Raw genomic sequence first — 20,929 nt, forward strand, 5'->3', positions numbered from 1 at the left:
TATGGCAGCGCAGCACCCATCCGCCTCGGAACGCGGGCAACTCGATCTGTTTCGGGCGCTTCCCGGTGAACTCGCGCCACGAGACGCGCAGGATCTCATGGCTTATCCTTTCTTTTCCCTTTCCAAATCGCACCGTATCCGCCCAATTGACTTTGCGCTGGGCAACGTCTCGATCCGTGTCGAAGCTGTTCCCGATCACGGTATGGCGACGATCTGGGACGCCGATATACTGATCTGGGCGGCCAGCCAGATCGTGGAAGCGCGGGACGCCGGTCTGCGCACGTCGCGCCTGATGGCGGCAACGCCTTATGAAATCCTGACATTCACAGGGCGCGGAACCTCCCTGAGGGACTATCAGCGCCTGAAGGCGGCGCTGGACCGGCTGCAATCGACCACGGTTGCAACCTCGATCCGCCAGCGCGCGAATGGACGGCGACATCGTTTTTCGTGGATCAACGAATGGCACGAGCGGACCGATGCCAATGGCCGCCCGGACGGCATCGAGATGATCGTGCCCGACTGGTTCTACAGTGCGGTTCTGGATGACGCCCTGATCCTCACCATCGACCGGGCCTATTTCAATCTGACCGGCGGGTTGGATCGATGGCTCTATCGCCTGGTGCGCAAGCATGGTGGGCGGCAGAAAAACGGTTGGCGGTTCGACTTCCGTCACCTGCACCAGAAATCGGGCAGTCTGTCGCCGTTCAAGCGCTTCGCCTTCGAGCTGCGCGACATTATCCGCCGCCAGCCACTGCCCGGCTACACCCTGTTCGCCGAGGTCGAAACCGGCGGCCGGATGCTGCTCGCTTTCGAGCCTGTCCCGGCCTGTGGAAAACCTGTGGATAGTCTCGTGCTATCGGGAACCCGGACTATCGTGCCATCAGGAACCGGAGGCTCGTGCTATCGGGAACCCAAACACCTCCTATCCTTCGGTAACAAAAGCGAAAATCGCGCCCTTAACTTAGAGTCTAACACAGAATCTAACTTTGAAGAGCGGCAGCGCGATGTGGAAAAGCTCATCGCGAAGGCTGGTGCGGCCCTCAGATCGGGTGCCCATAAAGTCAAGCTGACACCCCCAAAGCAAGGATCGCCCGCGTCAACAAGCACGCCTGAACTTCCTCTCGGCAAACCGGGAGGACGGCGATGATTGTCGCGCTCCTCAATCAGAAAGGCGGCGTGGGCAAGACGACGCTGGCGCTGCATCTCGCCGGAGCCTGGGCCGCGGAAGGCAAGCGCGTCATCCTGATCGATGCCGACCCGCAAGGCTCCGCACTCGACTGGTCGGAGCGGCGCAGCGATGAAGGGCTGCCAAGGCTGTTCACCGTCATCGGACTTACCCGCGATACCCTGCACAGGGAGGCGCCGGAACTGGCGCGTGACGCGGATCATGTCGTCATTGATGGTCCGCCCCGTGTCGCTGGTCTGATGCGCTCTGCGCTGCTTGCAGCCGATCTGGCGCTGATCCCGGTGCAGCCATCGCCCTTCGACGGCTGGGCCTCGGCCGAGATGCTGGCGCTTCTGAGCGAAGCACGCATCTATCGTCCCGAGCTTGCCGCCCGTTTTCTGCTGAACCGATGCGGTGCGCGCACCATCATCGCCCGCGAAACGGCCCAAACACTAGCGGACCACGATCCACCCTTGCTGGCCACGACCATCGGCCAGCGCGTCGCCTTCGCTGAAGCCGCACAAACCGGGCGACTGGTCTCAGAGACCGATGGCGGCGAACGGGCTGCACTGGAGGTCACAGCCCTGGTGGCCGAGATCGATAGCCTCGGGCTCGGGAGGATTGTGCGATGACACGTCCACCCGCCAAATCCGGCTTCGCATCGCGTCCGGGTAATCCCGATAGCTGGGTCAGGGCCGCCGATGCGCCGGCAACCGGAAAGATGGCTACCGAGGCGTTTACCGCCCGCCTGACCATCGACATCACGCCCGAGCTACGCGGGCGCATCAAGGTCGCTGCCTTCCGGCGCGGCGTCACGGTCGCCGTGATGTTGCGCGAGCTGCTGGTCCGCGAGTTTCCACCCACCGAAGGAGATCAGCCATGACCGGCAAGACCGCGTGTGCAGTGCATGAACATCCGCGGCCGGGCGGACCAGCTCCGTTCACCACATTGGTCGAACTGACCTTCCAGAAGAAGAAGGTCGAGCGCTGGATCAGGTTCGGTCACAAGAGCTTTGAGCAGATCATCGACCGCCGCCGCAGTCTCGTCGGCTTCGCACCCGAAAGCATCTTCGCCTTCGTCCGCTGGGCCTCCAACGACTACGGCACCATCGTCTCGCGGCTCGACATACTGCGCGCTGTCGGGCGTGGCGAGCCGTTCCAGACCGTGCCCTTCGTTCGCCCCGGCGGCGAGATCCTGCTGCGTATTGATGGCTGGCCAAAGGTGCAGCAAGCGCTGGCCGCCATCGACGCCGTGGACGCGCTTGGCGTCGATCCTGCGGATGCTGCGCCGGACCATTGGCGGCACGTCCACAACCGCATGATCGCCGGTCAGGACCCCAACCCCTACACGCCGGAACGCCATGCCGCATGGGTCAGCCGCCGGAGGATCGCACCATGAGCCGCCGTCATATCCTCGCCGTGTCCATGTTGGCCGTCGGTACGCTTGTCGCCACGGCCGTTGCCGATCCGCCAACCAGGCTGATCTGGAATGCGACCGCCAGCGCGCCCATCGGCTTCTACACAGTTGTTCCTGCCGATGTGGTCGAAGTTCCTGAACTCGTCGTCATCGCGCCGCCCGAACCGCTGGAGCGGTTCATGGTCGAGCGCGGCTATATCGGGCGGGGCGTGCCGCTGCTGAAACGCGTCCTCGGCTTGCCGGGACAGCGCGTCTGTCGCAGCGGTGCGACGATCACCGTCGATAACGTCGAGATGGGCGATGCACTGGAGCGCGACCGGATGGGACGCGATCTGCCGGTCTGGCAGGGCTGCCGCATCATCCGCGACGGCGAACTCTTCCTCATGAATTGGGAAATCCGGGACAGCCTCGACGGCCGTTACTTCGGACCTGTTCCCGCCAGTTCCGTCATCGGCCGGGCGCTTCCGCTCTGGACCGATGAGGAAGGCGATGGCCGCTACGAATGGCGGGCGGTCACGCATTGAACCCACGCCAAACCCACCAACACAGGAGACATACCATGCCACAGATCGGTCAATTTGCGCGTGACGCATCCGGCTTCGCCGGTCAGCTCGTCACGCTCACCATGAAGCGCGATCTCGTCATCGTGCCCGCTGAACATTCCGATGCGGAGAATGCGCCGGACTATCGCGTCCATTACATTGAGCATGACGGTCCCGAGGTCGGTGCTGCATGGAAACGCACCGGCGAAAAGGCTGGCGAATATCTCTCGGTGCTGCTCGACGATCCCGCCTTACCGCACCCGATCCGCGCCAACCTGTTCCGCGACGACGATGCAGGCTCGTCATGGTCGCTGCACTGGAGCCGCCCGCGGCCCCGCGAAGATCGCGACTGAGATCATGCGATCCCGCACCTTTCTTCTCTTCACGGCCCTGCTGTCGGCTGGCAGCGGCTCGATGCCGGCCATGGCGCAGGTCACGCTGCAACCTGCGCCTGTCACCGCGCATCCCCATGCTGCGTTCATTGCCGAGGCGTCACAGCGTTTCGGCATTCCAGAGCACTGGATTCGAGCCGTGCTGCGCGTGGAAAGCGCGGGCGATGTGCGCGCAATTTCATCGGCGGGCGCGATGGGACTGATGCAGGTCATGCCCGATACCTGGGCGGGCCTGCGCAGCCGCCATGGCCTCGGGCGCGATCCTTACGATCCGCGTGACAACATCCTCGCAGGTACGGCGTATCTGCGGGAGATGTGGGACCGCTATGGCAATGTCGCGGCCATGCTTGCCGCCTACAATGCCGGTCCCGGTCGCTATGACGAGCATCTGGCGACAGGTCGCACTTTGCCCGCAGAAACACGCGCCTATGTCGCCACGCTCGCACCTGTTCTCGGCAGGGCGACTGCGCCTGATGTGCCGACGATCGTGCCGCCGCCGCCACCGGATTGGCGCGAAGCCCCGCTCTTCGTTGCGCAATCCGGCGGCATTTCAGCGGCGGTTAATCAGCCATCGAGCGACATCCACGCAACCGCTTCTCTGCGCGATCCCGCCGTTCAGGAGCCGCAGGACAGCGGCATATTCGTGGCCCTTGCGAGCGATGGCGACAAGCCATGAGCATGGCGTTTACGCGCTCGTTCGGTCCATTTCCGGTGTGCAGTCAGGCTTGGGTGCGCCTGGCAGCATTCCCGGCAGGAAGGGCAAAAAGGGAAGGAAAGGCGGAGGGCAAGATAAAGGAAACCGGCACCCTGTCGGGCCGGTTTCTGGGCAAGCCCTTGTCTGCACATTGTTTTGGGGCGCGGCGCACGGCACCCTGCTTTTGGGTCTCGCGTGCCGCGATATGGCGCAAAGCCTTGGCTTTGTTGGGTTTTGACCGGCACTATAGCCTAATATCTGCCGTTTCCGTGTCTAAACGGCAGGGAATGGGCTCATGAGCGCCGACGACGAGAATCGCTTTCGCCCGAAGCCAGGCCGCATCAGGTCGGACGTGCCGAAGGCAGGCAAGGCGAAGAGCTTTCTGACGCAGGCGAAGAAGCTGGCGCGTCAGCTTAGCAACAGCCCTAGTAGATCATCGTCATTCGCATCACGGACGTCCTCGTCGTCCTCATCGGGTTCGGCCGGAAAGAGCGGGAAGGCATCGCGCGCTGGCAAAGGTCCGGGCGTCAAGCGTGGCCGTGGCGCGGCCTATGTCCGCGCCCGAACCCTGTCGGGCGGTTGGCGGCACAGTGCGGCCGGCGTGCGCCGCGTCGTCGTCAAAACCCGTTATGTCCAGAGCGCGGGAAAGAATGGAAAAGGGGCTGCCCATCTGCGCTACATCCAGCGCGACGGAACCTCACGTGATGGCGAGCGTGGTCAGCTCTATTCGGCGACCGAGGACCGCGCCGATGGTGATGCGTTCCTTGAACGCGGCAAGGATGACCGCCACCAGTTCCGCTTCATCGTCTCGCCCGAAGATGCCGCCGATCTTTCCGACCTCACCGAACACACCCGCGATCTGATGAGCCGCATCGAGGCCGACCTTGGCACGAAACTCGATTGGGTGGCTGTCAATCACCACAATACCGGCCATCCCCATGTCCATGTCATCGTTCGGGGCAAGGACGATCTGGGCGAGAACCTGGTCATCAATGGCGACTATCTCGCCAATGGCATTCGTGAGCGGGCGAGCGAACTGACCACGCTGGAACTCGGCCCCGTGACCGAGATCGAGCAGAGCCGCAAGCTGTCTGCCGAAATCGATCAGGACCGCTTCACGCGCATCGACCGCGCCATGACCGAGGAAGCCGACGAAAGGTTCCTCGATCTGCGCCACGAACCGGCAGATGCACGCCGCCAGTTCAACCGCACACTTCGCCTGCGCCGTCTCGCCAAGCTGGAAAAGATGGGGCTGGCTACGGAACATGCACCCGGCGTCTGGGAGCTTGGCGCGAAGATGGAACCGGCGCTGCGTGAACTCGGTGAGCGCGGTGACATCATCCGCAACATGCACAAGGCGCTGAAGGCCGATGGGCAGGAACGTGATCCGATGACCTTCCAGCTTCACCATGCCGCACCCGCGGCGCCCATCACCGGCCGCGTCGTGGACAAATATCTCACCGACGAGATGGGCGAGAACCTGACCCTCGTGGTCGACGGCATCGACGGGCGAACACACCATCTTCCCGGCATTGATCCGGCCCGCGTCGAAGACGCCCGGATTGGCAGCATCATCGAGGTCGGTCCCGCCGATACAGCACAGCGCCCATCCGATCGCACCATCGCTGCGATCTCGGAGAATGGCATTTATCGCCCGAGCCGCCACCTCGAACAGGCGAAGTTCGAGGGGCGTGTGCCGGGCGGGGATTACGAGGGTTATGTCGATGCCCATGTCCGGCGGCTGGAGGCGTTGCGCCGGGCCGGGATTGCCGAGCGGATCGACGCCGACCGGTATCGCATCCCGGAAGACTTCGAAAGCCGCGCCACTGCCTATGATGCCGGTCGCAACCGGCAGGCCAGCATCCGTGTCGTCTCGACCTTCGACCTGGAAAAGCAGATCGGCGCCGATGGTGCGACCTGGCTGGACCGGCGACTGGTTACGTCGGACGCCTCGGATATTACCCCGGCAGGGTTCGGGGAACAGGTACGAGAGGCGATGGACCAGCGCCGCGAGCATCATATCGCACAGGGCGATGCCACGCGGCAGCAGAATGGACGCATTCTCTATCGGCGCAACCTGCTCGCCAATCTGCGGGAACGGGAAGTGGCCCGCGTCGGTGCAGAGATGGCTGAGAGCAAGGCGTTGCCGTTCCGGGCGGCTGCCGATGGCGAAAATATCAGCGGCAAGTTCACCGGGACCGCACATCTATCGAGCGGCAAGTTCGCCATTGTCGAAAAGAGCCACGAGTTCACTCTTGTCCCATGGCGGCCAGTGATCGACCGCCAGCTCGGCCGCGAGGTTGCGGGCATCGTGCAGGGTGGATCGGTATCGTGGCAAATGGGGCGAACACGAGGACTCGGGATTTGAGCCTTTGCCGATCTGGCACCTCGCAAATTGTTCTGTCGACATCGGCATCTGAAAGGGCCTGTCCGATGTGCCGCCGATAGTATCCGGCAACACGGCACCCCTGCTTTTCCTGTTGCCGCTTTCGAAAACGTCTATTCTTTGATCGGCTCCGACTCTCTTGCCGATTGGAGCCTGTATGCGTGGTGGCCGAATACTCTGGGGCCAGATCATTGTCGTATTCACCATTGTCCTGGTGATGGTCTGGACTTCGACACAATGGGTGGCCTTCCGCCTTGGCTTTCAGCCCCAGCTCGGCAATCCATGGTTCGATGTTGCGGGATGGCCGGTCTATTATCCTCCGGCCTTCTTCTGGTGGTGGTTTTCCTATGACGCCTATGCGCCCGGTATTTTCACCGAAGGCGCGTTCATCGCCACGTCCGGGGCGTTGTTCGCTATCGCCGCCGCTTTTTTCATGTCGATCATCCGGGCGCGCGAGGCGCGCAACGTCGCCACCTACGGTTCTGCGCGATGGGCCGAGGACAAGGAAATCCATGCTGCCGGACTGCTCGGTCCCGATGGCGTGGTCCTTGGCAGGCATAGCAAGGACTATCTCCGGCACGACGGCCCCGAGCATGTCCTTTGTTTCGCGCCCACCCGATCAGGCAAAGGCGTCGGTCTCGTTGTGCCGACGCTGCTGACCTGGCCGGGAAGTTGCATCGTGCACGACATCAAGGGTGAGAACTGGAATCTGACGGCCGGCTTCCGGTCCCATCACGGCCGCGTCCTGCTGTTCGATCCGACCAATGTGCATTCCGCAGCTTACAACCCGCTGCTGGAAGTCCGTCAGGGGGAGTGGGAAGTCCGCGATGTCCAGAACATCGCGGATATTCTGGTCGATCCCGAGGGCAGTCTCGACAAGCGCAACCATTGGGAAAAGACCAGCCATTCGCTACTGGTCGGCGCCATCCTGCATGTTCTCTATGCCGAGAAGGACAAGACGCTGGCGGGGGTCGCGAGCTTTCTGTCCGATCCGCGCCGTCCGGTCGAGGCGACCTTGCGCGCCATGATGGACACGCCGCATCTGGGCGAAGCCGGTGTGCATCCCGTCATCGCCTCATCGGCACGCGAACTGCTTAACAAGTCCGAGAACGAACGCTCCGGCGTGCTGTCCACGGCGATGTCCTTTCTCGGTCTCTACCGAGATCCGGTCGTGGCCCGCGTGACGGCCCGCTGCGACTGGCGCATTGCTGATCTGGTCGGAGCAAAAGAACCGGTCAGCCTCTACCTCGTCGTACCGCCCTCGGACATCAACCGGACCAAGCCGCTGATCCGTCTGATCCTCAATCAGGTCGGGCGGCGGCTGACCGAGGAACTGGAAACCACCGGAAAACGCCATCGTCTCCTGTTGATGCTGGACGAGTTCCCCGCGCTCGGGCGGCTTGATTTCTTTGAATCGGCGCTCGCCTTCATGGCCGGCTACGGCCTCAAAGCGTTCCTGATCGCGCAGTCGCTCAACCAGATCGAGCGCGCCTATGGGCAGAACAACGCCATTCTCGACAACTGCCATGTGCGTGTCGCCTTTGCTGCCAACGATGAACGCACCGCCAAGCGGATTAGCGACGCGCTCGGCACGGCGACAGAAATGCGCGATTCCACCAACTATGCCGGTCATCGCCTCGCGCCCTGGCTCGGGCATCTCATGGTTTCGCGGCAGGAAACAGCGCGGCCGCTCCTGACACCGGGCGAGATCATGCAGCTTCCGCCAACCGACGAGATCGTCATGGTAGCGGGTGTGCCGCCCATCCGCGCCGCCAAGGCGCGCTACTATGCCGATGCGCGGCTTCAGGAACGGGTGCTGCCGCCGCCCGATCTGCGCAAGCCGTCGGTGAAGATGGCAACATCGGCGCCAGACGACTGGACGAGCCGTGTTGTTGCGGCCGCGGCCGGCCACGGCCCCACGTCGAACACGTCCGACGACGATCCTGCCAATGCCGGTATCCGTCGTGAGCCGGAGCTTCCCGAGCATGAGGAAATCATCCCGCCGCCACCGCCGCCATCGCAGGAGTTCGATTTTCTCGATGATGAGCCCGACGTCGATGCCGCCAAAGCCCGTGCCATGCGTCAGCGGATGCGCATGGTCGCGCGGCAGGCGTCACTCGACCCAAATGACGGCATCGAGCTTTGAGAAGGAAGACAGGCATGACGAGTCGCACCCGCATGAATGTCTACTTCTCCCCGGATCTGCTGAAGCAGGTCGAGGGTCTGGCGCTGCGTCGCAATGTTTCAAAATCCGCAGTGATCGAGGCTGCGGTAGCATCCTTCCTGTCCGGTGACACGACCGAACGGCTGGAAGCCGCAATGTCGCGACGCCTGGATAAGCTTGGCCGCCAGTTCGATATGCTGGACGAAGATGTCGCCATCCTCGGCGAGACGCTTTCGCTGTTCGTACAATTCTGGCTCACCATGACGCCGCCGCTGTCAGATAGCGCGAAACAATCGGCGCGCATCAAGGGCAACGAGCGCTTCGAAGGCTTCATGCAGACGCTGGGCAAGCGCCTGGCTTCCGGCGACAGGTTCCTGAAAGAGTTGTCGCGGGATATGGATTCGCTTCACGATCTTTCGTCACAAGGCCAGTCTGAAGCCGATGGAAACCAGCCCTGAACTTTCGATCCATCCTATTTACCGCCCTGCGCCGCCGATGCCCGCACACGCGTAAACATCTGTTGAAACGGCCCTAAATCAGGTTCTTTTAATCGACCCCAATCCGGGGTCCGTCTTTTGCGCGTCCCGCCATGAACGGGGCCGCCATGACCGCATCACATCAGAAACCCGAGACGATTGCGCGTGGTGCGCGGATGCTGCGCACCGCGCTCGGTACATCGATTGCCCGGTTTCTGGAAGATCCAGCTGTGGTCGAGGTGATGCTGAATCCCGATGGCCGCATCTGGGTGGATCGGCTCTCCGAAGGGCTGGCCGATACGGGGGAGAGGCTGTCGGCTGCCGATGGCGAGCGGATCGTCAGGCTGGTCGCCCATCATGTCGGCGCCGAGGTTCATGCCCGCAATCCGCGTGTGTCGGCTGAACTGCCCGAGACCGGAGAGCGCTTCGAAGGGTTGCTGCCGCCTGTCGTCACGGCGCCGACCTTTGCCATCCGCAAGCCTGCCGTCGCGGTGTTCACGCTCGACGACTATGTAAACGCCGGGATCATGACCAGTGCTCAGGCCGAGGTGCTGCGCCTGAACGTCGCCACGCGCGCCAATATCCTTGTCGCGGGCGGCACCTCGACCGGAAAAACCACGCTGACCAACGCGCTGCTGGCAGAAGTCGCCAAGACTTCGGACCGCGTCGTGATCATTGAAGACACGCGCGAACTGCAATGCGCCGCGCCCAATCTGGTCGCGATGCGCACCAAAGATGGCGTGGCGACGCTCTCCGACCTGGTGCGTTCGTCGCTACGCCTGCGCCCGGATCGCATCCCGGTCGGCGAGGTGCGCGGGTCCGAAGCTCTCGACCTCCTTAAAGCCTGGGGCACCGGCCATCCGGGCGGGATCGGCACCATCCATGCCGGTTCCGGCATTGGCGCGCTGCGACGCCTCGAACAGCTCATCCAGGAAGCCGTCATCACCGTCCCGCGCGCCCTGATTGCCGAGACAATCGACCTCGTCGCCGTTCTTGCCGGACGCGGCTCTTCCCGCCGGCTGGTCGAACTCGCCCGCGTCGATGGGCTGGGGCCGGACGGCGATTACGCCATCACGCATCCCATCACTTTGGCAACCACCCCGAAAGGAAACCCTTCATGATCCGCACGATTTCACGCGGCTGCCGCATCATGGCAACCGCCGCTGCCACTGTTTCCATCAGTCTGATGCTGGCGCCTGCCGCACACGCCTCCGGCTCCTCCATGCCCTGGGAGGCCCCGCTTCAGTCGATCCTCCAGTCGATCGAGGGTCCTGTCGCCAAGATCATCGCCGTCATCGTCATCATCGCCACCGGCCTGGCGCTGGCCTTCGGTGATACCTCCGGCGGCTTCCGCCGCCTGATCCAGATCGTCTTCGGCCTGTCCATCGCCTTCGCCGCGTCGAGCTTCTTCCTGTCGTTCTTCTCGTTCGGCGGCGGGGCGCTCATCTGATGGCGGGTGGCCTCGAACAGCTCGACGCGGTGCCGGGCTTCTCCATCCCGGTTCACCGGGCGCTGACCGAGCATATCCTGCTCGGCGGCGCACCGCGTTCGATTGCCATCGTCAACGGCACGCTGGCCGGCGCCGTCGGCCTCGGCCTTCGTCTCTGGCTGGTTGGCATCGCCATCTGGGCGGTCGGTCATTTCCTCGCGGTATGGGCTGCCAAACGCGATCCGCTTTTTGTCGAGGTGGGCCGCAGGCACCTGCGCATACCCGGTCATCTGTCAGTGTGAGGGCGCGGCCATGATGAACCTCACCGAATATCGCCGTACCGCTACCCGCCTCGCGGATTTCCTGCCCTGGGCCGCGCTGGTTGGCTCGGGCGTCGTGCTGAACAAGGACGGCAGTTTCCAGAGGACTGCGAAGTTTCGCGGGCCGGATCTGGATTCCGCTGTTGCCGCCGAACTGGTCGCGGTCGCCGGGCGTATCAACAACGCCGTGCGCCGCCTCGGCTCCGGCTGGTCGATCTTTGTTGAGGCACAACGAAGCGAAGCCGCGACCTATCCCGGCAGCCAATTTCCTGATCCGGCCTCCGCTCTTCTCGATGCCGAGCGCAAAGCTGCCTTCGAGGAAGCGGGCACGCATTTCGTGTCAGGCTACTTCCTGACCTTCCTCTGGCTGCCACCCGCCGAAGATGCGGCTCGCGCCGAGACCTGGCTCTACGAGGGCCGTGAGCAATCCGGCGTCAATCCATGGGAGCTGATGCGCGGCTTCATCGACCGCACCGACCGCGTGCTGGCGCTGCTCGACGGCTTCATGCCCGAATGCCACTGGATCGATGACGCGGGCACGCTGACCTATCTCCATTCCACGATTTCCACGAACCGCCATCGTGTTCGCGTGCCCGAAGTGCCCATGCACCTCGATGCGCTGCTGGCCGATCAGCCGCTGACTGGCGGGTTGGAACCGCGCCTTGGTGACAAGCATCTGCGCGTCCTGACCATTATCGGCTTTCCGACAGCGACCACGCCCGGCCTGCTCGACGAGATGAACCGGCTCGCGTTCCCGTATCGCTGGTCCACCCGCGCCATCCTGATGGACAAGACGGACGCGACGAAACTCCTCACCAAAATCCGCCGTCAATGGTTCGCCAAGAGAAAATCCATCGCCGCGATCCTCAAGGAGGTGATGACCAACGAGCAATCGGCGCTGGTGGACACCGATGCGTCCAACAAGGCGCTCGATGCCGACATGGCCTTGCAGGAACTGGGCGCTGACGTCGCCGGCATGGCCTATGTCACAGCAACCGTCACCGTCTGGGACGCCGACCCCCGTATCGCCGACGAGAAGCTGCGTCTGGTCGAGAAGATCATTCAGGGCCGTGACTTCACGGCCATGCCGGAAACTGTCAATGCCGTCGATGCCTGGCTAGGCTCGATCCCCGGACATGCCTACGCCAATGTCCGGCAGCCGCCGATCTCGACGCTCAACCTCGCCCACATGATCCCTCTATCGGCCGTGTGGGCGGGGCCGGAACGGAACGAACATCTCGGAGCGCCCCCCTTGCTGTACGGCAAGACCGAAGGTTCGACTCCGTTCCGGCTTTCCCTTCATGTCGGCGACGTGGGCCATACCCTCGTCGTCGGCCCGACCGGCGCGGGCAAGTCCGTGCTGCTGGCGCTGATGGCGCTGCAATTTCGCCGCTATGATCGCAGCCAGATTTTCGCTTTCGATTTCGGGGGATCGATCCGGGCATCCGCGCTCGCCATGGGTGGCGACTGGCATGATCTCGGCGGTGGATTGACCGAGGGATCGGAGGTTTCCGTTTCCCTGCAACCGCTGGCGCGGATCGATGATGCCTATGAACGGTCATGGGCCGCTGACTGGATCGCCGCGATCCTGATGCGTGAAGGCATGATCATCACGCCGGAGGTGAAGGAGCACATCTGGACGGCGCTGACATCGCTGGCATCCGCCCCGGCGGGGGAACGGACCATCACCGGCCTTGCCGTGCTGCTGCAATCCAACGATCTGAAACAGGCGTTGCGCCCTTACTGCATTGGCGGCGCCTATGGCCGGTTGCTCGACGCCGAGGCCGAACATCTCGGATCAGCCGATGTACAGGCCTTCGAGATCGAGGGGCTGGTCGGCACTGGGGCTGCGCCTGCCGTCCTGTCCTATCTGTTTCATCGGATCGGCGACCGGCTCGACGGTCGGCCAACCCTGCTCATCATCGACGAAGGCTGGCTGGCGCTCGATGACGAGGGGTTCGCCAACCAGCTGCGCGAATGGCTGAAGACACTCAGGAAGAAGAACGCTTCCGTCATCTTCGCCACGCAATCGCTCTCGGACATTGACGGCAGCAATATCGCGCCCGCCATCATCGAAAGCTGCCCGACGCGGCTGCTTCTCCCGAATGAACGCGCCATCGAGCCGCAGATCACGGCAATCTACCGCCGCTTCGGCCTCAATGACCGGCAAATCGAGATCCTCGCGCGGGCCACGCCAAAGCGGGACTATTACTGCCAATCGCGGCGCGGCAATCGCCTGTTCGAGCTTGGCCTCAGCGAAGTCGGCCTCGCGCTCTGCGCCGCATCATCCAAATCCGATCAGACCCGTATCGCCGAACTCGTCGCCGAGCATGGGCAGGACGGTTTTCTCGCGGCCTGGCTGCGCCATCGCGGCGTCGAATGGGCCGTCGATCTGATCCCGAACCTCACAAATCTTGTCGAACGGACAGAGCCCGCTCGGCCGGTCGCGCCAGACCAAATCCATCCAGATGACAGCCAAGAAAAGGAGACCCTGCCATGATCCGTATCCCCGTTTCCCGATATGTCAGTGCATCCGTGCTGGCGCTGACGCTCGCCATGCCTGTTGCACTGTCGCCCATGCTGGCAAGCCCCGCTCACGCTTTTGGCTTCGGCCGCATCGTCTATGATCCGACCAACTATGCGCAGAACCTTCTGACTGCCGCACGTACGCTGGAGCAGATCAACCACCAGATCACCTCGCTTCAGAATGAAGCGCAGATGCTCATCAATCAGGCGAAGAATCTCGCCAGTCTGCCATATTCCTCGCTCCAGACTTTGCAGCAGAATGTCCAGCGCACGCAGCAGCTTCTGGCCCAGGCGCAGAACATTGCCTTCGACGTGCAGAACGTCGATCAAATGTTCCAACAGAAATACGGCAAGGTTTCGCTGTCCGCGACCGACGCCCAGCTCGTCGCCGATGCGCGGTCCCGCTGGCAGAATACGGTCGGCGGTTTGCAGGACGCCATGCGCGTGCAGGCTGGTGTCGTCGGAAATATCGACACCAACCGCGCTGAAATGTCCGCCCTTGTCGGGCAGAGCCAGAACGCGACCGGCGCGTTACAGGCGACACAGGCGGGCAATCAGCTTCTCGCGCTCCAGTCGCAGCAGCTTTCCGACCTGATCGCGCTGATGTCCGCCAATGGTCGCTCCGAAGCCCTGATCGAAGCCGAGCGTGCCACCGCCGCCGAACAAGGCCGCATCCAGCGCGAGCGCTTTCTGACGCCGGGATCGGGCTATCAGCCCGGCAATGCCCGGATGTTCGGCAACGGCAACAACTGACCGGACAAGAGGGGCGCGACATGGACGGCAAGATGCTGGCCCGGCTGGGCGCGATCATATTCGTGGCCATCGCCATCACCGCGACGGTGATCGAAATGACACGCGAGGACGAACCAGCACAGCCCCGCGCGGCGCCGGCGCTTCAGGCGCCTGCCGATCCGCTGCGCCAGAGCCTGCGCCACTGCCAGCAGTTAGGCGAGGCCGCCGTGAACGATCCCGGCTGCCTCGCCACCTGGGCCGAGAGCCGCGACCGGTTCCTCGGCCGGACGCCGGTGCCCGCCGCCCCGCATCAGAACGGGGGACAGTGAACCATGGGCGGCACCGGCGTCATCGACAACTTTCTGGGTGTTTTCACCAGTTACATCGACAGCGGCTTCGGCCTGCTTGGCGGCGAGGTCGCCTTCATCGCCACCACGCTAATCGTCATCGACGTGACGCTGGCCGCACTCTTCTGGTCCTGGGGTGCGGATGACGACATCATCGCCCGGCTGGTCAAGAAGACGCTCTTCGTCGGGGTCTTCGCATACCTGATCGGCAACTGGAACAATCTCGCCCAGATCATCTTCGACAGCTTCGCCGGTCTTGGCCTGAAAGGTTCGGGCACCAGCTTTTCCGCCGCCGATCTGCTGCGGCCCGGCAAGGTGGCGCAGACTGGCCTCGATGCCGGTCGCCCGCTGCTCGAATCCATCTCGGACATGATGGGCTATTGGTCGTTCTTCGAGAACTTCATCCAGATCGCCTGCCTGATGTTCGCCTGGGCGCTGGTACTGCTGGCCTTCTTCATTCTCGCCGTGCAGCTCTTTGTCACGCTGATCGAGTTCAAGCTGACAACGCTGGCGGGCTTTGTCCTCATTCCCTTCGGCCTCTTCGGCAAGACCGCCTTCATGGCCGAGCGCGTTCTTGGCAATGTCGTTTCCTCCGGCATCAAGGTGCTGGTCCTGGCCGTCATCATCGGCATCGGATCAACCCTATTTAGCCAATTCACGGCAGGCTTCGGCGGCGTGACGCCGACCATCGACGACGCCATGGCGATCGTGCTTGCGGCCCTTTCCCTTCTCGGCCTCGGCATCTTCGGTCCCGGCATCGCTTCCGGTCTGGTTTCTGGCGGCCCGCAGCTTGGCGCAGGTGCAGCAGTTGGAACCGGTCTCGCCGCTGGCGGCATGATGCTTGCTGGCGGCGCTGCCGCTGGCATGGCCGCGAAGGGAGGGGCAGCGGCGCTGTCGGGTGGATCTGCTGCCGTCCGTGGCGGTGCTGCTGCCGCAGGGGCGGCGAGCGCCGCCTATAGTGTCGGATCGCTCGGCCAGTCAGGGGCTGCCGGTGTTGCCTCCGGCCTCGGCGGTGTTGCCCGCGCGGCAGGCTCCGCCGCCGCATCGCCCCTGAAACGGACGGCCTCGAAAGCAGCGGAAAACGTCAAATCCAGCTTCTCCGATGGCGCGCGCGCCGGGCTCGGCGTCACCGGTGGATCGTCCTCGCAGGGAACCATTGGTGGTGCGAGCGTGGCCGGTGCCGCACCCGCCTCCGCACCGGCGGGTGGACCGCCTGCATGGGCGCAGCAGATGCACCGCCGCCAGGCGCTCAATCACGGCACGACCATGGCCGCCCATGCCGTCCGCTCCGGTGACAGCCACGGCGGCGGCTCTTCCGTCAACATTTCCGAAAGTGACCGCTCATGAACATCATCAGACGTCCAGCGACCCATTACGGCAAATCGCCCGAACCCGAGACGCCTTACCAGAAAGCCGCGCAAGTATGGGACGAGCGTATTGGCACGGCTCGCGCGCAGGCCAAGAACTGGCGCTATATGGCCTTCGGCTCGCTGATCCTCTCGGCGGGCTTCGCTGCCGCGCTCGTTCTGCAATCGGCGCGAGGGACCGTCGTGCCCTGGGTGGTGCAGGTCGATAATCTCGGCCAGGCCCAGACCGTCGCCTCAGCCACGGCCGATTACCGTCCGACCGATCCGCAGATCGCCTTCCATCTTGGCCGCTTCATCGAGCAGACGCGCTCGATCCCGGCGGACGCCATCATCGTGCGCCAGAACTGGCTGCGCGCCTATGAGTTCACCACGGATAGGGGAGCGGCCGCGCTCAACGACTATGCCCGCGCCAACGATCCGTTCACCCGTGTCGGCCGCCAGCAGATCGCAGTCGAGGTTTCCAGCGTCATACGCGCCTCGAACGACAGCTTCCGCGTTGCCTGGACCGAGCGTCACTATGAGAACGGGCAGCTTTCCAGGACCGAGCGCTGGACCGCGATCCTGACCATCGTGATCCAGACGCCGCGCGATGCCGAGCGTCTGCGCGCCAATCCGCTCGGCATCTACGTCAATGCAATTTCATGGTCGCGGGAGATGAGCCAATGACCATCGCGTTTCCCCGCAATTCCGCCTTGCCGGTTTTCCGTAAGCCCGCCCTCGCGGCTTTGATGCTCTCGGCCACCATGCTGGCAGGCTGCGCCACCAACAAGACGCCGCAGTTCAGCTATGATGCCAATGTTCCGGCTCTACCGACCGTGCAGGCCACCGTTACGGATGATCGGCCCCGACCGCTTCACACGCCGCCAGCCTGGACGGTTGCGCGTGGTGGGACCGCAGCGGGAACACCGGCAGGCCGGGTCGAGAACGCCAATGCCGCCGCCCGCGTCGAACCGCGCCGCGAGGGTTACTATAACGCCATCCAGATCTATCCCTGGTCGGAAGGCGCGCTCTATCAGGTCTATGCAGCACCAGGACAGATCACCAATATCGCGCTGGAGCCGGGCGAAAGCCTGACCGGCGCGGGACCGATCGCGGCGGGAGACACCGCTCGCTGGATCATTGGCGATACCGAGAGCGGGAGCGGTACGTCGCGCCGGGTCCATATTCTCGTCAAACCATCCCGATCCGACATCTCAACCAATCTCGTGGTGACGACCGATCGACGCACCTATATGATCGAGCTGCGCGCCCGCGAGGCGCTCTATATGCCGTCCGTATCTTGGTCTTATCCGGCGCTGCCTGCCGGTCAGCGCCAGACCGTTCCCGCAGCACCCATCATCCCGGTCGAGGCGGCACGCAACTATCGTTACGGCCTGACCGGAGATACGCCGCCATGGCGGCCGATTTCCGTCTTCGACGATGGCCGCCGTGTCTATGTCGTTTTCCCGCGCGGCATCGTGCAGGGAGAGATGCCGCCGATCTTCGTCATCGGTTCCAAGGGCGAGACCCAGATCGTCAATTCCCGTGTTCACCAGAACATCTTGATCGTCGATCGGCTGTTCGGAGCGGCTGAGCTGCGTCTTGGTAGCGGCAAGCAGCAGCAGACGGTCAGGATCGTTCGCATCGAGCAAAGGCAAGCTGCCCAGCCCGCCAAAACCGGGGAGCAACCGTCATGAGTGAAGAGGCCACCACCAACCCAACGCCGATGCGTCTGCGTGCCGAGCCGCCGCGCGTCACGCGCCTGTCGCGCAAGATGCTGGCCGGTGCCGGGGCTGTTGCGCTCCTCGGTATCGGCGGGGCGCTGATCTATGCGCTCCAGACGCGCGACATGAGCGGAAACGGTGAAGAACTCTATTCGACCGAGAATCGCGCCACGGCAGATGGACTGGCGGGTCTGCCGAAGGATTATACCGGGCCGGTCCTGGGGCCGGCATTGCCGGGCGATCTCGGTGGCCCGATCCTGGATGCCCAGAACCGGGGTCAGCCCGTCACGCCGCCCGCCATGGCGACGCCTGCCCGCGATCCTGCCGAAGAGCGCCGGCTTGCCGAAGAAGAAGCTGCGCGTCTCAGTACAGTGTTCTTCCAGTCCGGGCCAAGAGTGGCGACGACGCCTGGCTCCAATATGCCGGGCCTTGCTGGCCTTGACCTTGGTGGCCAGCCCGCAACACAGGACCGCCACACGGCATTTCTGAATGGGCCGGTGGAACGGCAGACCGTTGCCATGGATCGGATCATGGCGCCAGCCTCGCCCTACATCCTTCAGGCAGGGGCCGTAATCCCGGCGGCGATGATTACCGGTATCCGCTCGGACCTTCCCGGCCAGATCACCGCGCAGGTCACGGAAAATGTCTATGACAGCCCGACCGGCAGCCTGCTGCTAATCCCGCAGGGAACGCGCATCATCGGTCAGTATGACGCCGGTGTGCAGTTCGGTCAGCGCCGCGTGCTGCTGGTCTGGAACCGCCTGATCCTGCCCAACGGCCGCTCTATCGTGCTGGAGCGCCAGCCCGGTGCGGACGCTTCCGGCTATGCCGGGCTGGAAGATGGCGTTGATTACCACTGGTGGGATCTCATGAAGGCGGCGGGGCTGTCCACGCTGCTCGGCATCGGCACGGAACTGGCGACCGACGACGAGGATCGTCTGATCCGGGCCATCCGCGACGGAGCGCAGGATACCATCAATCAGGCAGGACAACAGATCGTCCAGCGCCAGTTGCAGGTCGCGCCGACCCTGACGATCCGGCCGGGCTACCCGGTCAGGGTCATCGTTACCCGCGATCTCGTACTCGAACCTTATAGGAACTGACCATGACGAAGCTGAAGCTCGGGCCTCTCATCGAAGACAAACCCGTGAAGGTGGCGGTGGAACTGCCGGGGCCGCTGCACCGCGATCTTGCCGCCTATGCCGAAGTGCTGGCTCGCGAAACCGGCCAGCCCGCTGCCGATCCTGTCAGGCTGATTGTGCCGATGCTGGAGCGGTTCATTGCGACAGATCGGGGCTTTGCCAGCGCCCGAAGATCTCGCTCATGAGGTGCCGCGCGTGCCATTGCGCGTCGCGGCGATGATTTCCATCAACGTATCGACGGCCTCTCGTGTCGCGTCCCATTTGGCGGGCTGATCCATTTCCCGGTTCTGAAGGGTGAGGCTTACCGCACCATGTACCGTTGACCAGAACATGAAGCTGTAGCGACTCAGATCCATGCCGCGCAAAAAACCTTCCTCCTGAGAGCAGCGAAGCCCCGTCAGAAACAGATTGAATATCTGGCTCCCGGTTTCGCTCGACCACGGGTCATCGCTGACCCCGAGCTTCGGCGGCGGTGTGAACATCAGCCGATATAGCGTGGGGTTTTCCAGGGCAAAGCGGACATAGGCATAGCTGCCATCACGCAAATAGCCGAATGGATTGCCGCGCATCTGTTCGAAGATGGCCAGCTTTTCCCTGTATAGCCGGTTGAACCCTTCTTCCCGAACGGCGCGCAGCAAGGCGCTTTTGTTGCGGAAATGGCCGTAAAGCGCTGGTGCTGTGCAACCGATGGCATGCGCGACCGCAGTCAACGGTACGTCGAGGTCGCCACGCTCTGACAGCAGCCGGATCGTTTCGTCGATCGCACGACGAGCAATATCAAGTTCTTGCTCTTTCCGGGGACGGGCCATTCCGATGCCTGTTGCAACTTGTCGTGAAAACTAAACGACATTTACTTTTTTCGTTGACGGGACGGAAGTCAAGAAGCAGCATTCGGTAACTGAACGTCGTTTAGTTTGAGGATGTGCGGAGAGCTGATGAACGCACACAGATCGATTTTCGCGTTGATGATGGCGGGGTGCCCGTCAGAAGCCGAACGCTGTTTCGGATGATGCACCATGGCTGTGATCGGGAACAATCAGACCTCGCCTGATGATAGCCTCACAAACGTCGTTAAGGGGAAACCCGGTACATCTGCGGTCCGGCTGAACCAGTTGCGATATTTTGTTGCCGCCGTCGACTATGGGAGTTTTCGCAAGGCTGCTGCCGCGCTTTCTGTGCAGGAATCCTCCATCAGCCGACGAATCCGTGATCTCGAAGATGAACTCGGGGCGTCGCTTTTCATGCGTCATGCTGGCGGGGTGCGGTTGACCGTTGCCGGGCGGGAATTCCTGCGCAACGCTCGCCATGCTCTCCGCCAGATCGACATTGGGGTGACCAAGGTGGCGGCGGTTGGCCGGGCAGAGCAAGGGCTGATCAAGGTCGGGATATTTTCGTCCCTTGCGTCAGGATTTCTGTTCGATCTGTTGCGTGCCTTCGGCACGCGCCACCCGAACGTGCAGGTCGACCTTATTGACGGCAATCCGCCCGAGCACATCGCGGCTGTCCGGAAACTTTGTCTGGACGTCGCATTCATCACGGGAACCGCGGCATGGGATGGCTGTGAGGCGGAGCATTTATGGTGCGAGAAGGTTTTCGTGGTGCTGCCCGATAACCACCCTTTGACGGGCAAGCCGGAACTTGGATGGGGCGATTTGGTCTCCGAGCGGTTCATTGTGAGTGACGTTGCGCCGGGTCAGGAGATCCACGACTATTTGGTTGCTCACCTTGCGGGTCTCGGCCGCCACCTCGATATTCAGTCTCAGCAGGTCGGCCGCGACAATATCCTATCGCTGGTCGCTCTCGGTCGCGGCCTCACTCTGACGAGCGAAGCAACAACCGTGGCCCAGTTTCCAGGGATCACCTACCGGGAACTTGCGGATGAGGTGCTGCCGTTCAGCATGGTCTGGTCCGCGCAAAACGACAATCCGGCGTCTCGGCGGTTGTTGAGCCTGGCACGATCGCTGACAGGGCTGGCCCGGCGAAAATAGGGTTTGACGGCACTGTACGATCACGCCGTAGCATTGGCTGCAATCGACATCGACCGTGTCGGCATCGAAGATGTCGTGGCCCTGCCCACCTCCAGGCTGACCGACTTCGATAGCGCTTTTGCCCCGCCGTGTTTGTGCAC

The 20,929-nt window shown here is 63.1% G+C and carries 23 protein-coding genes; 22 read left to right on the forward strand and 1 reads right to left on the reverse strand.

Translation table 11 applies throughout. The features are described 5' to 3' along the window. Position 1: 1 nt before the first annotated feature. The 21 genes from M4578_RS10330 (at position 2) to M4578_RS10430 (ending at position 18,986) form a co-directional block, all read left to right on the forward strand. Positions 2 to 1,147: a replication initiator protein A gene (locus M4578_RS10330; protein WP_258093362.1), complete on the forward strand. Its 1,146-nt coding sequence runs from the start codon at positions 2 to 4 to the stop codon at positions 1,145 to 1,147. Next, complete coding sequence (parA, locus tag M4578_RS10335; protein WP_066700619.1) at positions 1,144 to 1,797, forward strand: ParA family partition ATPase; 654 nt, start codon at positions 1,144 to 1,146, stop codon at positions 1,795 to 1,797. Before M4578_RS10330 ends, parA begins: the two co-directional genes overlap by 4 nt. Continuing rightward, on the forward strand, positions 1,794 to 2,048 hold the full coding sequence (locus tag M4578_RS10340) for a hypothetical protein (protein ID WP_258093363.1): 255 nt from the start codon (positions 1,794 to 1,796) through the stop codon (positions 2,046 to 2,048). The genes parA and M4578_RS10340 overlap by 4 nt, the downstream gene beginning before the upstream one ends. Further along, the gene (locus tag M4578_RS10345; RefSeq protein ID WP_258093364.1) at positions 2,045 to 2,563 is read left to right on the forward strand and encodes a DUF2840 domain-containing protein; all 519 of its coding nucleotides are present in this window, start codon (positions 2,045 to 2,047) and stop codon (positions 2,561 to 2,563) included. The genes M4578_RS10340 and M4578_RS10345 overlap by 4 nt, the downstream gene beginning before the upstream one ends. Next, the gene (locus M4578_RS10350) at positions 2,560 to 3,105 is read left to right on the forward strand and encodes a S26 family signal peptidase (protein WP_009450546.1); all 546 of its coding nucleotides are present in this window, start codon (positions 2,560 to 2,562) and stop codon (positions 3,103 to 3,105) included. The genes M4578_RS10345 and M4578_RS10350 overlap by 4 nt, the downstream gene beginning before the upstream one ends. Positions 3,106 to 3,140: 35 nt before the next feature. Next, positions 3,141 to 3,476 carry a DUF736 domain-containing protein gene (locus tag M4578_RS10355; protein WP_009450545.1) on the forward strand — a complete coding sequence of 112 codons (336 nt, stop codon included), beginning with the start codon at positions 3,141 to 3,143 and terminating at the stop codon, positions 3,474 to 3,476. Positions 3,477 to 3,480: 4 nt separating this feature from the next. Further along, positions 3,481 to 4,191 (forward strand): lytic transglycosylase domain-containing protein, encoded by a 711-nt coding sequence (locus tag M4578_RS10360; RefSeq protein WP_258093365.1) that lies wholly within the window; start codon positions 3,481 to 3,483, stop codon positions 4,189 to 4,191. Between the two features lie 313 nt (positions 4,192 to 4,504). Beyond that, positions 4,505 to 6,577 carry a relaxase/mobilization nuclease domain-containing protein gene (locus M4578_RS25785; RefSeq protein WP_024899159.1) on the forward strand — a complete coding sequence of 691 codons (2,073 nt, stop codon included), beginning with the start codon at positions 4,505 to 4,507 and terminating at the stop codon, positions 6,575 to 6,577. Between the two features lie 175 nt (positions 6,578 to 6,752). Then, a complete protein-coding gene (locus M4578_RS10370) occupies positions 6,753 to 8,741 on the forward strand; it encodes a conjugal transfer protein TraG (protein ID WP_024899160.1) in 1,989 nt (662 codons plus the stop codon). A 14-nt stretch (positions 8,742 to 8,755) separates the two neighbouring features. Further along, on the forward strand, positions 8,756 to 9,217 hold the full coding sequence (locus M4578_RS10375; RefSeq protein WP_258093366.1) for a ribbon-helix-helix domain-containing protein: 462 nt from the start codon (positions 8,756 to 8,758) through the stop codon (positions 9,215 to 9,217). Positions 9,218 to 9,411: 194 nt separating this feature from the next. Beyond that, a complete protein-coding gene (gene trbB / locus M4578_RS10380; protein ID WP_425319666.1) occupies positions 9,412 to 10,356 on the forward strand; it encodes a P-type conjugative transfer ATPase TrbB in 945 nt (314 codons plus the stop codon). Beyond that, positions 10,353 to 10,685, forward strand: coding sequence for a TrbC/VirB2 family type IV secretion system protein (locus M4578_RS10385; RefSeq protein WP_009450539.1), 333 nt, complete (start codon positions 10,353 to 10,355; stop codon positions 10,683 to 10,685). Before trbB ends, M4578_RS10385 begins: the two co-directional genes overlap by 4 nt. After that, positions 10,685 to 10,966 (forward strand): VirB3 family type IV secretion system protein, encoded by a 282-nt coding sequence (locus tag M4578_RS10390; RefSeq protein WP_015740165.1) that lies wholly within the window; start codon positions 10,685 to 10,687, stop codon positions 10,964 to 10,966. Before M4578_RS10385 ends, M4578_RS10390 begins: the two co-directional genes overlap by 1 nt. Positions 10,967 to 10,976: 10 nt before the next feature. Continuing rightward, positions 10,977 to 13,484 carry a conjugal transfer protein TrbE gene (gene trbE, locus M4578_RS10395; RefSeq protein ID WP_015740166.1) on the forward strand — a complete coding sequence of 836 codons (2,508 nt, stop codon included), beginning with the start codon at positions 10,977 to 10,979 and terminating at the stop codon, positions 13,482 to 13,484. Then, positions 13,481 to 14,263: a P-type conjugative transfer protein TrbJ gene (gene trbJ / locus M4578_RS10400; RefSeq protein WP_009450535.1), complete on the forward strand. Its 783-nt coding sequence runs from the start codon at positions 13,481 to 13,483 to the stop codon at positions 14,261 to 14,263. Before trbE ends, trbJ begins: the two co-directional genes overlap by 4 nt. A 20-nt stretch (positions 14,264 to 14,283) precedes the next feature. Continuing rightward, entirely contained in the window at positions 14,284 to 14,571 is a 288-nt protein-coding gene (trbK-alt, locus tag M4578_RS10405; RefSeq protein WP_015740167.1) for a putative entry exclusion protein TrbK-alt, read from the forward strand. Positions 14,572 to 14,574: 3 nt separating this feature from the next. Continuing rightward, positions 14,575 to 15,936, forward strand: coding sequence for a P-type conjugative transfer protein TrbL (trbL, locus tag M4578_RS10410; RefSeq protein ID WP_024899166.1), 1,362 nt, complete (start codon positions 14,575 to 14,577; stop codon positions 15,934 to 15,936). Further along, positions 15,933 to 16,622 carry a conjugal transfer protein TrbF gene (gene trbF, locus M4578_RS10415; protein WP_024899167.1) on the forward strand — a complete coding sequence of 230 codons (690 nt, stop codon included), beginning with the start codon at positions 15,933 to 15,935 and terminating at the stop codon, positions 16,620 to 16,622. Before trbL ends, trbF begins: the two co-directional genes overlap by 4 nt. Further along, positions 16,619 to 17,632: a P-type conjugative transfer protein TrbG gene (gene trbG, locus M4578_RS10420; protein WP_015740170.1), complete on the forward strand. Its 1,014-nt coding sequence runs from the start codon at positions 16,619 to 16,621 to the stop codon at positions 17,630 to 17,632. Before trbF ends, trbG begins: the two co-directional genes overlap by 4 nt. After that, positions 17,629 to 18,762, forward strand: a complete 1,134-nt coding sequence (locus tag M4578_RS10425; protein ID WP_015740171.1) for a TraB/TrbI/VirB10 family type IV secretion system protein — start codon at positions 17,629 to 17,631, stop codon at positions 18,760 to 18,762. The genes trbG and M4578_RS10425 overlap by 4 nt, the downstream gene beginning before the upstream one ends. 2 nt (positions 18,763 to 18,764) lie before the next feature. After that, positions 18,765 to 18,986: a DUF2274 domain-containing protein gene (locus M4578_RS10430; protein ID WP_015740172.1), complete on the forward strand. Its 222-nt coding sequence runs from the start codon at positions 18,765 to 18,767 to the stop codon at positions 18,984 to 18,986. Here the strand turns inward: M4578_RS10430 and M4578_RS10435 are convergent. Continuing rightward, positions 18,981 to 19,610, reverse strand: a complete 630-nt coding sequence (locus M4578_RS10435; protein ID WP_024899168.1) for a TetR/AcrR family transcriptional regulator — start codon at positions 19,608 to 19,610, stop codon at positions 18,981 to 18,983. The two genes, M4578_RS10430 and M4578_RS10435, sit on opposite strands and share 6 nt — an antisense overlap. Before the next feature lie 207 nt (positions 19,611 to 19,817). On the opposite strand from M4578_RS10435, the gene M4578_RS10440 reads away from it, so the two are divergent. After that, a complete protein-coding gene (locus M4578_RS10440; protein WP_069709524.1) occupies positions 19,818 to 20,789 on the forward strand; it encodes a LysR family transcriptional regulator in 972 nt (323 codons plus the stop codon). The last annotated feature ends 140 nt before the right edge of the window (positions 20,790 to 20,929 follow it).

The sequence above is a fragment of the Salipiger pentaromativorans genome (assembly GCF_024721115.1).
Taxonomy (GTDB): Bacteria; Pseudomonadota; Alphaproteobacteria; order Rhodobacterales; family Rhodobacteraceae; genus Salipiger; species Salipiger pentaromativorans.